This is a genomic window from Acinetobacter septicus (assembly GCF_019355975.1).
Taxonomy (GTDB): domain Bacteria; phylum Pseudomonadota; class Gammaproteobacteria; order Pseudomonadales; family Moraxellaceae; genus Acinetobacter; species Acinetobacter ursingii.
Genome location: NZ_CP079899.1, coordinates 218,738 through 231,745 on the forward strand (window position 1 = coordinate 218,738; position 13,008 = coordinate 231,745).

8 protein-coding genes are annotated in these 13,008 nt (G+C 36.1%); 2 read left to right on the plus strand and 6 right to left on the minus strand.

The features are described from left to right. The first annotated feature begins 219 nt into the window (after positions 1-219). A complete protein-coding gene (locus tag I6L31_RS17590; protein ID WP_005005814.1) occupies positions 220-633 on the plus strand; it encodes a hypothetical protein in 414 nt (137 codons plus the stop codon). 49 nt (positions 634-682) lie between these two features. Continuing rightward, a complete protein-coding gene (locus I6L31_RS17595; RefSeq protein ID WP_005005811.1) occupies positions 683-1,084 on the plus strand; it encodes a hypothetical protein in 402 nt (133 codons plus the stop codon). Between the two features lie 48 nt (positions 1,085-1,132). Here I6L31_RS17595 and I6L31_RS17600 read toward each other — a convergent pair whose 3' ends face one another. The 6 genes from I6L31_RS17600 to I6L31_RS17625 all read right to left on the minus strand — a co-directional run bounded on the left by I6L31_RS17600 (position 1,133) and on the right by I6L31_RS17625 (position 12,832). Then, positions 1,133-2,989: a phosphohexomutase domain-containing protein gene (locus tag I6L31_RS17600; RefSeq protein ID WP_005005810.1), complete on the minus strand. Its 1,857-nt coding sequence runs from the start codon at positions 2,987-2,989 to the stop codon at positions 1,133-1,135. Between the two features lie 97 nt (positions 2,990-3,086). After that, complete coding sequence (locus tag I6L31_RS17605) at positions 3,087-3,569, minus strand: hypothetical protein (protein WP_005005809.1); 483 nt, start codon at positions 3,567-3,569, stop codon at positions 3,087-3,089. Positions 3,570-3,577: 8 nt separating this feature from the next. After that, positions 3,578-4,366, minus strand: a complete 789-nt coding sequence (locus I6L31_RS17610) for a hypothetical protein (protein WP_005005808.1) — start codon at positions 4,364-4,366, stop codon at positions 3,578-3,580. Continuing rightward, a complete protein-coding gene (locus I6L31_RS17615; RefSeq protein ID WP_005005807.1) occupies positions 4,320-4,892 on the minus strand; it encodes a hypothetical protein in 573 nt (190 codons plus the stop codon). The genes I6L31_RS17610 and I6L31_RS17615 overlap by 47 nt, the downstream gene beginning before the upstream one ends. A 272-nt stretch (positions 4,893-5,164) precedes the next feature. Next, positions 5,165-5,596, minus strand: a complete 432-nt coding sequence (locus I6L31_RS17620) for a hypothetical protein (protein ID WP_005005806.1) — start codon at positions 5,594-5,596, stop codon at positions 5,165-5,167. 9 nt (positions 5,597-5,605) lie between these two features. Further along, positions 5,606-12,832 carry an LPD1 domain-containing protein gene (locus tag I6L31_RS17625; protein WP_155237302.1) on the minus strand — a complete coding sequence of 2,409 codons (7,227 nt, stop codon included), beginning with the start codon at positions 12,830-12,832 and terminating at the stop codon, positions 5,606-5,608. Positions 12,833-13,008 lie beyond the last annotated feature (176 nt).

Sequence of the window (13,008 nt, forward strand, 5' to 3'; positions counted from 1 at the left end):
AGACGACTAAAAGCAAAGTGTTATAAATTACAAGTTAGACGTTTAACTAAAAGGCTTAATACCTTTTAACCAAAGAATCATTAAAACCATTTTATTACAAATAACAATGGTTTTTAAATTAGCAATAATGTACCACAAAACTATTATTGGTATATACAGAAAGTTTAAACATGACTTGCTAATTGTTTTAATGATTTAGTTTAAATACAAGAGACTATTATGGATAAAGCAAAGTTTACATCTCACTTAATTTTACTGTCGGAAATTAAGAAATCTGTATCTAAAGATATGGGGGAAGATATAACTGTTTTAGAGTTATCCTACATACTCAACCAAAGCATAAACCCTTTAATGGCAATAACTTATAAAGAAAAACTAGATAAAATAAATACTTTTGAATTAGATCCTATTGAAGTTCTCAAAAAACGCAAGAACCTAAAAATATTAAAAGTATTAAACCTCATGCTTACGTTAAATCTAGACAAAACCATTAAAAAAGACGATATAGAAAGTTACAACGAGTATAAAGACAAGTTTTTAGAGAACATCGCAACAATAGGTTTAGACAGATTAGAGCAAGAAGCGTTAAAGGTACAAATTGAAAATTTATTGAAGTATAATTGGGTATCTTAATACATATCTTAATTTTAAGATTCTGACTTTAATAAAGGGTTTAAGCCAAATGGAAAACATTCAGAACGAAGAAGATATACTTCAAGACGCGACCAGAGCCGTTTTTAATTGTGGTGCTAGTTTTAGTGAAGCTAAAGTAGTTTCCCTTACTGACGAGTTTAACCCACAACCCACACTACAAACACAACGAACCAACCTAAAATATATCTACGACAATAAACTACCGAATGAAATTGGTCGTCAATTAGCGCAAGAACCAGAATACCAAGAAGAAACACGTTCATTACTTGTTGGCCACTTTAAAGAAATGGCTCTAGAAGATTTAATTGAGCAGCAAGATTACCAAAACCGCTACAAACAAACAGATCCAGAATTGGACCAAGACAATGAATCTGAAAACAATACGGATAACGAATACACATCACGCCCACCAGAGCCTAGACCTTGGTAAGCCTAACCATTAAAAAGAAAATGCCCGAATGATGGGCATTTTTTATATCTACGTAATATCTAGCTTCAAAAGTTCAGATGGATCTATGCGCTGACGGAATGAACATGCGAGTTCTTTTACAATTTGATTTTGATATTGTTTGCGGTCGAATGTATCAAAAGCTGAAACCTCAATTTCAGGATCAGTGATTGCATTTAGAAGATCCTTGGTTGCATTGAGTGATGCGGTAGGGCAAACATAGATAAGGTTAAGCACTGAAGTACGAAGCAAAATATCTAATAAGTGATATTTGGGCGGTTCCAGTTCCTTATCTACATTAGAAAAGTAGTTCACAAGATAAATGTCATTTGATAAATGCAGATTGATATTGTCAATGAGATCTTTGGTAACACCGTCAAGAATGCCATTCACCTTCAACAAAAGTTCAGTGTTTTCGATGTCTTTAATTTTTTGCGTATCGACACGTTCATTAAATAAGTTTTTTAGATTTCTCAAAAACTTTGGTTGTGGCGCTGTAGTTTCAAAATACATCTGATTTTTGATACGGTCCTTCATGTAAGTTTGGATCATCTTAGCTTCAGAAGAAAGAAACTCAATCTTAAACGTGTCGTATGACACTAGATCAATAAATACTTGCTGGCCAGCACCCGACTTAATATCAAACCAGTTCATAAAAATACTGGCTTTGAGTGATTTCAATTGTTTAAGAATAGCCGTCTTCTCAAAATCATTCATATTGAAGTAGCTACTTGAAAAAGTATCGAGATAAAACTTCCATTTATCTTGCACTATATTCCACGCTTGATTAATAGAAATGATTGGAGCATCTATAATTTCATCTTTGATGGATTTTGACAGCTCATACAATTCATTTAAACGTGCTTGATAGTTGAAGTCTTGAGTAATCACATTCTTTTCTGGTGTTGTGGACTCAGAATCCTCAAGATCCGCACCAACCAATAAATAAGCATCGGTTACTTTTGGTGTTTCCTTATTTGACGGTGCTGGTACTGGAGCACTAGAAAGTTCAGTGGAAAAAGTTTCATCATCTTCCGCTGGCGTATACGGCGGTGTAGTCTCTTCATTAGGAGAACGTGCGTCTGTACGTTCAGCAAAAAAGTAAAACAATTCTTCTTGCGGTGCAACTTTAAACGGCGTCACATTATTATTGATGATTGCTTTTACAACATGGTTTGCCAGTTTTAGCGTGTAGGATAGGGCATGTATATAAAGCTCTAATGTTGCAAAGTCACTGGTATCAACTTCATTAGCACCAAACCAAGATAGGTTACGCAGCTCAAGCCAGCTCGTGAAAGAATCGTGAGAGCTATTAAAACTTAGATCTATGGTCTTGGACAAATAGATAAAAACGCAATACAAAAACCTATTTTTGTACTCATACGTAAATACATCAGAATCGGTCCAGATCTTATTCTCAATGAGAGCAAGAATGTAATTTAAAAGCTCATGGTGTTTAATCGAATCGATTAAGTTGTCTGGGAATACTTTTAGTTGATTAAGGTGTGGTTTTACAGGTGCATCATTGGATGGTTTAAGGAAGTGGTAGAACAAATTAAATGTTTGCGTATCATCTATATCAATTACAAGTTCATAATCATCTTCATCTACGTTATTTAGATCCTGTTGAATATCGACTATTTGCCCGGTGTGACCTTTTGAACGGTCAATCTCGCAGATACTAAAAAGAATAGGCAAAACCCCGACAATATTACGGTTGTCAATTGTTTGATAGTGGGTATCAAAAAATATCGTATCAGCTAAAAACGTACCTTTATGATAGTTGAGAAAGAAGAATAGTACGTTAATTAAAGAACGGTGATTTTCACCAGAAGAGGTGTTAGAAGTAGCGTTAAAGTCATCGAAAAAAACTAAATTTGTATCCATCTAAAAATACTTTAAACCACACCCTTAAACTATTACTAATAAGCATATAAGTTTTAAGAGAGGGTTTAAAGTTAATTTTAAATATATTTAATGGAGTTTAAGACATCGGGCTTTGTAAGCGCTCTACATTTGATGAAAGGTCAGAAACATCTTGCTCTAAAGTCATTGCCTGGTCTATCGCACGTTTCATTAAATATTCTTGATTAATTTCTTTAGGCTCTTTACGAGTAGCATTCTTTTGTTCTTCTTCTAATTTGAAACGTTCAAAAGCGAAAATAGAACGAATAATACATAAGCTATCTTCAAGTAGGTCTGAATGCACTTTAGGAAAAATTAGATCAGGATCTAAATCAGATGCGACTTGGTTAAACAGCATAAATTGATCGCGATGTTCGATAAGAAATTCATCATATGTACCGAACTCAGATTCGATCATATCTGGAATATTTGCGAGAGTAGAGACTTTCGTATCTTGTGATAACAGAATTGAATCACCTGATGGCGCAACTAAAGCATGAATAGGTTGTTCTGCAATAGGAGCCAACAACACTACAGTAAATGGGCGTGTTTGGTTTTTCATGGTTAGTCCTAATTAATATAAAAAAAGCTTTGGCCAAAAAGTCTATTTTGAAATTTTGGTAGGTTAATGGAATCGAATAGAAGGTCCGTTTCTTTAGTACACTTCTGATTAATTAGATAAATGAGATTTTGAAGAAGTGCAATCAATTTAAATGGACTGTTGTATTCATTGAATATGGGTGCAGCAATGCAAAGAGTCTTTTTTCTATCGGTTGATAATGCCCATGGGTTCACCAGGTTAAAGCTCACCTTGGCATTATTATGTTCAATTGGTCGTGCATAAATATCAAGAACATCGGATAAAGTAGATACCTTTAATTCTTTTGAAATGTCAGTAAGAATCTCACTGACTTGAAGCGCTGTTTTATCATGAATATCGCTTATAGTGATGCAAACACCACTATTACTATTCATTAAATTTGCATAAAGAACTTCAATAACCATGGACTCGTCTTTGGATAAATCCTTTAAATTGGCATTGACTAAATCTATGATCCGATCTGATTTTTGTTCAAGTTTAATTTGAAGCAAAAGCGGTTCATTCTTTTTTGAAACAGGGAGTACTTTATAATCGTTAAGATTGTAATTTAACCGCTTCATTTCAGTAATCAGCGTTTCTTTGGCATTATCAAAAAGCTTCTGATCTCTCTTGGTTAAACCAATAACAAAATTTGTGGACATGAGTATATTCATGATCCACAAAGCAGTAGATAAGGATAAAACACTATCCTTAACAACTTCTGAATCTGAATCAGAAAACCCAGATATTTGCTTGATTTTGTCGGTTATCGAAATCATGTGAACCCTTGTTTAATTCGGCATTTTCATCTGAAACTTTGTCAAAAAGATTAGTTTGATTAAGTACGTCTTGGATATTTTTTTGTGGATCATCACTGAGTAAACAGTGGAATAGGGCGCTAATTAAAGTAGCAAGTGATGTGCCATAGTCATTGGTACACTTGATTAATTGGCCAGCATCTAAGCAAATTGGTGTTTCATCATCATAAAGCAAGTGTAATTCTGGTGATTCAGCATAAACCAACTTTACATGAGTATCCGTGATGATTAACTCAACTTCTAAGTACTCATTATTTTCAACAAAATATTTAAAGCGCAACAACAATGCATCATCGCCACGTTCTATATATACAATTTGTCGATCGGTGGTATTGGTATGGGTGACGAATCTATTCTCTTTTGTGATCTGATCAATGTAGTTCAAAAAGATGGTTTTGAGTGACGCACTTAAAATACCTTTGGCAGCGAGTTCACTTTTCAAGTAAGGCAGAAAGTTTTCAAGATTTTCATGCAATGGTTTTTGCATTCGATCATCTCCAATGGGATTAATAAAAGGGCATACACATCAAATGTACAGCGACTCAATTATGACTATTTCATTACAACAGCTACCTAAAAGACTGCAGACTGTTTGACTTATAAAACTGATACTTTCGCCACACTTTTAATTTAAAAATATCTAACTTGTTTCTAAATCAATATGGCTTTATTTGATTATAAAGCCACATTGAAAGTTTAAATATTTAAAAATTATTTTTAGTATATACCTAAATCTAAGATTTAAAATGGATCTACCTTTTAACTGGCAAACTTTGTTGCTTTGGTTAAAAGGGTTAAGTCTTCATGGAATTGATTTTTTAAAAACCCATAGTTAAAAACGTAACTAATAAAGGTGAAAAACTCTAATTGGTTCGGTATTTTGTCTTCAAGAATACTGACCTCTAATTGCAATGTTCCTGTTGCACGTTTCTTAGAATGAAACTTAAGACCATCAAATGTTTGACCGTAATAAGTAGATATTTCCAAGAAAACTAAACGGAAAAAATAAGGGAAGATTTGAGAAACAACACGCTCAGGATCATCAATTTGAGTTAAACGTCTACCGTTGTGATATTTAAACTTAATACCATCAGCCATACTTTTTTCTACCAACAGGCGAATATAGGCATGACTACGAGTAATCATGCTTTTAAGTGGCGTTTTTGCTTCATGAATATTTTCGTATTGCATTTAGTTATCTCACATCTCAAGTCTTAATTGGTCAGCTTCATTTTCTTTTTCAATCGAAACTTCAGCAATAATTTTTTGGGTATTTTCGTTTTGCAGATCTTGATCAAATATTTCATTCACACAAGTTTCGACTAATTGTTCAGTCAAGTTTCTGCAGATCTCAAACTCTAAACCTTTAGGTTGTACGGTAGGGTAGCCGTCAATTAAAAATGAGTTTTTCATTTCATTTTCATTTGAAACTTTAGAGTACAAATAAGTCTCAAAATAACGGGCAAACATTTCGGTACTGGTCGCGTAATACGGCGTTGCACGATTTTCAGCACTGTCGATATTTAAACAATCCTTTTTATAACGCGATAGATTGTCACTAAAACGAATATCACCTACGTTTATTTCAACGTCTTGTGACTTATCAAAGAAGTTTTGCATTTGAGTATGAGGATTTTTAACACCCTCAGGCATGTACTTCTCTACCAGGTTATAGAACTTGTATTTAGATGACTCTATCAAGTATTCAGATAGGTTTTGCGATAGTGTTTTTAAATCCACATTCGCTGCAGTCGCAACACCTGTAATTTTTTCTTCCAAACCGGTTGTAGGTAAATGATGTTCTGGCTGGCGCATATCATTAAGTTTTTGCTGATAGCGCTCAAACGACTTAAAGCTTATAGCATTAATGTCAGTGTTAATTTTAGAGACAATGACATCCACCTTGTCTTGAACCGTACTGAAGAAAGATAGGTTTGTATCAGCTTTATATTCACGCTCATACTTCTTCAAGTACTCTTCAATTTTCTCAAACTGACGGCGAATGAGATCTTCATAGTGCTTTTGGTGCCAGTCAAAGAAGCTGTTTAAAGTTTTGCGCGTAGAATTAGGATAATTCTCTTTATTCTTAATCACTTCATCATGCATTGAATCAGCAACAGTGTGGTACGCCTTGATTGCATTCTCAGCATTCTCATGAAGTACTTGACCGTAATTTTTCATTGCCTGAACTGGCTCATTCATCATCGCACGATGTAACTTTTCAAAAGCACGACCGGACTCAGTAACAGGGGAGTATCCAGCATCCAACATATTTGATAAGAAGTGTCGTGCACCTGGTATCTCAAAATTAGGAATGTCTTCATAATAGTCCTGAAGTACAGAACGATTCATTTGAGCGTGATTTTTATATACTTCCGCTTTTTCCAACATCCCTAAGTGTGCATCTAGCGCATGGCCATACTCATGAGCCAAACTTCCAGATCCGCTATCACGAGTTAAGTTAACCACGTTCTTAGACAGCTCAAAATGCGCTGCAGATCCTTTAATTCCGCGTGAAGCCAAAGCAACGCCCAAGTTCAATAAACCATTGTTTGATTTAAAGCCCATGAGTTGTTTTAAGTCAGCCAATGAGTCATACACGGCATTAACCAACTGTTGAGCCACAGGACTAACTTTATTGCCTACTTCAACACCACGGATAGAAAAGTCATCTTTAAGCTTGAATGAATCCACATCGGCACCTTGGCGGTGATCAGGACCAGTACGAGAGTAATTTAACAATCCGTAAATGCTTGATTGGACTTTTTCAGTCACAAAACCATTTTCAAGTTTTTTCACTTCACTGGTAAATGACGGCAAACGTGGTGCTTTAGGTGTATTCACAGCTTCAGTCGTTGCTTCTATAACTGGTGCAACAGGATCTTTAACATAAATAGGTGCAGATTCAGCTTTAACTAAACCACTTTCAATCGCACTTTTCAGAACGTATGGTTCAAGCACAGTTGAATATAAGCCAGTACGTTGCATGTTGCTGATCGCATCGCTCACATCTTTAGTGACTTTCGACTTACCGTAAAAATCAAAGATCTTACCTGTTGATAGAATCTCACTGAGTTCTTTATCAATCGTTTTTTCGATGATTTTCTCAAGCTGAACACTGATACCGCCTGTATGTTCTGGCATAATGTAGTACTCATTCAAATTGCTAAGCAATTGGAAGTAGTTTTTGTAGTTGTTCTTGGTACCTTTACTATAAAGCCCGATATAGTCTTTACGTTGGCGATCAGTCATACCAAGACTTTCAGGAGATAAGCTTTTATTGTTTCTTACCGCATGAATCAACTCTTCTTGAGTATCTACCATCAAATTTCTGATGTTAGAAACAACAGCCACATACGCACGTAATTCTGTCGCACGTTGGCTATCAAGCATCAACGCATTTTTAGAGAATAACGGTTTAGTTGGGCAGTAGTCATACATTGCCTTTACGAATATTTTGTCATCAATACCGAGTGGCGTATTGGTGTACCAAGCTTGGAATTCTTTATTTGCAACGATTTTTGCTTTTCGATAGTCCGTAGCTGTTTGATCGGCTGATGTCGCTGAAATATATTCCAATGAAATATATTCACCGTAGCGATCTTTATGTGCACCGCCAAACTTGGCACCTACATCACCTAAGTACGTAGCCGGGGAGTCACTTGGCTCTACCTTTACATCAACAGGCACATATTTGTCTTTTGGTACCAATTGATCGATAAACGTGAAGTCAGTAAACACACGGTTTTGAAGTTGTAAGACATCTTCAACTGAGCGCATACTTTTAACAGGAAAAACGCACAGAGACTTGTAATCACCGTGAATATCGGCTTTATCACCAAAAAGTTTAACCGATGCATATTCATTGTCGGTCGATGGCTTGATGGCCAAAAACAATTTGTGATTTTCAGTTTTGATATACGGCTTTATGTGTGCGGTTTGATCGTATAGAGCACCAAGCGTATTCGTAATCAAAGTTTGGAAATGCAAACTTGCTAACCGCTTATTCTCAAAGTCAGTTTTGTGTTTAATCTGAATTTCAGGCAAGTCAGATAGTGCTAATTGCTCTAAAGTGGTACCGAAATTAACCTTAGATTCGATAGCATTTAAGATTTCGTGACTATACTGGTCTACATCATCAAAACCAGTAATCAATTGATACTGAAAGTCATGAGACGGTATACGAAGAAGCACGGCAGTCAATTGAGGCTCATAGTCCGTATCAACCATAAACAATTGCGGTGTTTCATCTTGTTGAGATGATTTGTTTAGCAACTTGTATTGGTGAACTTTAGGGTTGGAACCTACAAAATGCTCAGCATAAGCCTGTTTAACCGTATCTTGTAAAGCTTTGACATGCTCAAGCATGACGGTATTGACTTCATTTAACGCGGTTAAGGATTTATATTTTTCTGCAAACGCCTCATTCACGGCGATCTGCTCTAACATAAATCTAGGCTGAATATCCTCAAGTTCTGGATTGCCTACACGCTTTAATACAACACTAAATTTAAGGTTATTAATGAATGGATCAGGTTCACCATTGATACCATTGCTAAAAAGTTCTTTAAGATCGCTTTTCTGCAGTTTAGAGCTCACCAAATCAAACGGATGAACTTCTTCAAATGCCTGAACATCAAAAACTTTGGTTAAGTTTTTAGGCATGATTGCTGTCTGGCCATCTACATGAGCGATAACATAGGTGTACGCTGGAGAGATGTTGCTCAGAAGCTCAGTGACTTCATTCGGTTTTTTCTCGTAGCTAAGATCCTCAAACTTTTCGTATGTTGCAGAATTAAGATTGCTGATGAAATCTAATTTAGAGTTGAAATTAGATGGATGATCAGAAATGTACTGGAACATCTTGTTTGGTAAAGACGTAAACACTTTATTGATTAAAGTTTGCTGACTGTCTTTAGCTTTGAAGAAGTTGAGATCTGACTCGTAATATTTTTCAAAAGTGAACTTAGCTGGAGGCATAAACGTCATGCTGTTGCGTGAAGTCGATAACTTAAACAAAGCATTCGCAGACGTTTTAACCGCATCTCTATCATTAAAGCCAGTAGCCTTATGCATATTGGCATCTAGGGAAACTGAATGCCCAATAAACGGCGCATTTTTGTCTTTATGATTGTAGAGGCGTATATACTGAAGATCATTCTTTTGAAACACGGTGATAAACATATCATGATCAGGGATCTTGATTGCGCCGTGGTGATCTTCATAGTGCTTTACAGCATTTTCTAGCTGAGTGTTAAAGTATTCAGATTCACTATTGAACTGTACGTTCTCTTCTTCAGCTGATAGCGAAAAATATTTAACGTTATTCTGAAAAGCTACATTAGGTTTGAGAAGTTCCTTAATCACCTCAAATTCTTTTTGTACTTCAACATCAAATTTGCCAAAAACTGTACGCTGATTAATATCAATCAGGTTCAGATAGTTGAATAGCTGAATGTTGTTGTAGTTGTGGTTCGGTAGGGCAGTTTTGTTTAACTGGAGCTTACCATCTTCTAACTGCATGCTTTGGACTTGCTTCAAGTCATCTGCAGTCAGCTCTACACCAAAGACTTTCTTAGTTTCTTGTTTGAGCTCTTTATCTTCACCAGCAATCACTAAGGCAGCTATTTTTTTTGCCTTGTCATAATCGCCGTCTTCTAGATATAGGGTTTTCTCAACAAAATACTTGGCAATGTTCGCATACGCTTGATTTGTTGCTTTGTAGCCATCGGTAGACAATGAAAAATGTTTGTTTTCATCAAATTCATTTGATTTAACGGTTTTAACTTTTAAATCGTCAATGTCACCCGTTGGTTTAATCTGAACATAGATTTCATCTGCAGCGAGATCCATGTTCGAGACAAATAAGGTCGAATTTTTAGAATAAAACTGACGTTCGATACTCGACAACAGATCCTTTGCATCTTTGCGGTCTTCTTCCATGTCAGACTGCATATCTTCAGCAATCGACTTGATGTTTTCGCCACGGTCATCCTTTGTGATAAATGACCAGTCTTGTTGCGGATATTTGGCTGTTAATGCCTTTTGGAAGCTTTGAACCTCAACAAAGCGATTGAACTGACGGTCCAGACTAAACCCATCTGTATGTGATGAAGTTTTAGCAAAAATATCCTCAGGAACAGAATCAGATTTAGTCTTACGATTGAAGTTTTCACTTGCATTTGGCACCAATAAATTACGGAATAAAATCTCATTTACACCGTTCTTTAAGAATGACGCACTTTTAGTTTGTGATAGAGATTGTTTTAAAAATGCTTCATCAAAGTTTGATTCATCAAGAAGCCGAGTAAACTCTTCAAAATACGCTGAAGCTAATTTATCGTTATTAGCAAGATCAGCCGTGCACAGATCGCTTAACTCTAAACGCTGTGCATCTTGCTCTAGCTCTAACGGCGCAGAAAAATCACCAGCAACAAAATCATTGATATTTTGCTCAACATAATTGTTCGTGCGTGACATCAACATATCAACTGCAGTTTCATTATTCACAAATTCCTGAAGCTCAGGCGTTTTAATTGAAACCAATTGATTGTCGAATTGCTTAGACAGTAATTTGAACAGATCCGCTTTGTGTTGATTGCTTTCTACTTCAGATTCAAAACCTACAAATTTGCCGTTTTCATCTTTAGCGTAGTAGAAGCTGTTTTTATTAAACAAAAAGGTATTTGTTGCAGACGTAATGCCAGATACCAAAGTTTCACTTTGCCATAAGACTTTTTTAACTTCATTGTACTGTTTTGAGATCTCAACATTGTGTGTGTCGATTTCGTCAGAGATCGCTTGAATATCATCTACGCTAAAGCTTTTTGTTTGTGTAGCTGAGCGCACGACATCTTGAATTTCAGCATATTTCTGATTTAGATAATCACTATATTGCTTCTCAATTTGTTGAGCTTGTTCAGTAGCCTTAGGAATGACATAGACATCCAAGATCTGTCTAATTTCAAGCATAGACGGCGCGAAATCACGCACCTTGTCATTGCCTCTTGCATCCAATAATTCTTCAGGAAACTTTAAGAGCTCTTTAAGTACGGCAACATCATCAATTTCTGGAGTAGGGAGGTCATTTGCAATGTTGAGTAGATCAGACTCAGTAATAGATGCCTTCTCAGTTGCCTCAAAATTAACATCAAGATCATTCAAGATCTCGTTAACATTTGATTCATTGAGTTGTTCTTCTAGTTTACGCTGTTTGATTTCAGCAGATTGGTGATCATAGAGCGCATTAAACTTAGGAACGATGTTTACAGAGAATTCAGAGAACTCTTGGCTCAGATCGGCAAAGAAAACTTTACCTGTTGGCATCTGGCGTACCATTTGTTGTAAGACATCATGGCGAAGCATGGCAGCGTCATACACCATCTTATCTACAAGGCGTGTTTCAATACCTTGTTTAGACGCCATCCATGTGCCGTGTTCATCTTTATAAAAAGCTGGAATACCTTGTTTAGCTGATTCTAATAGCTTTGGATACGGCAATTGCTGTTGATTAAACACACGGTCTATCACAACAAGATCAGAAGCTAATTTTTGTACATAAGCATCAACATCTTTAAAGCTCATGTTAAACATTCTGTTGCCACGGCCATGCTCAATCAGCTGATTAAAAGTGGACTCGTATTCATGAGCAAAATGCACCAGGTTAATATTGTCATTTAACCCCAATGCTTCATACGGATCATGAGCAAAGATTTCAGGAATATGGCGCAAGTCATCAATAATCAGTAACGAACCATCTTTTTCGTAATTGACGGGTACTGCAAATGGAGACAACTTAATTTTGGCTAGATTATCTGGACTTTCGCCACTGGCCATCGCCGATTCTTCATCTAGATAGACTTTAGAGAAGATATTTTCATAGCCATAATCTTGAAGACGATTAAAAGGAATTTTTGAAGACTGAAATTGAGCCAAGTAGGATTTGTTCGATTCCTGAAGACTGGTTTTCAGCGTATCAAGGATATTAGATCCATTGTTTAGCTTACTGACATACACTTCAGGGAAAGCGGAAAGGCGTTCGGTCGCTGATGCGAAGTAACTTTTCCAGTTCGGAATGTTCTTCTTAAACGGTAGATTGGTGAGATAAATATCTTCTTGCTTAGTCGGTACTTTCATATCGTTGGTAAACGCTGGAAAGACCTTCTGAAGATCGTTTAGATCGATACCAGACTTTGCCGGGTTCTTATAGTAGTACGCATGAATACCATCATCATTTTGCACTTCATAAAAATGGGCATCCATTAACACTTGTTCAAATTGCTTAGAACTGTTTTGTTCAATCGATTTTTTGAAGTGTTCAAACTCATTAACAACAAGCATCGCTGTCTTTGGGCGATAGTTATTTGCTGGCGATACTACAAGACGAGCACCAAGACCAGTTAAATCAGGCCATTTAACTTCATTCACTTTATAGTCTCCTACTTGGTCACATAGCATGATCCAAGACTTCTTAATGACTCTTACGAGTACTTATATGTGCTTATATTAAACTAAATAAATAACCTTTAGGGAGGGTTTAAGGACTATTATTAAAAATAGTATATACGAACTTAAAATGACACTGACTATCCGAGCCAAATTGG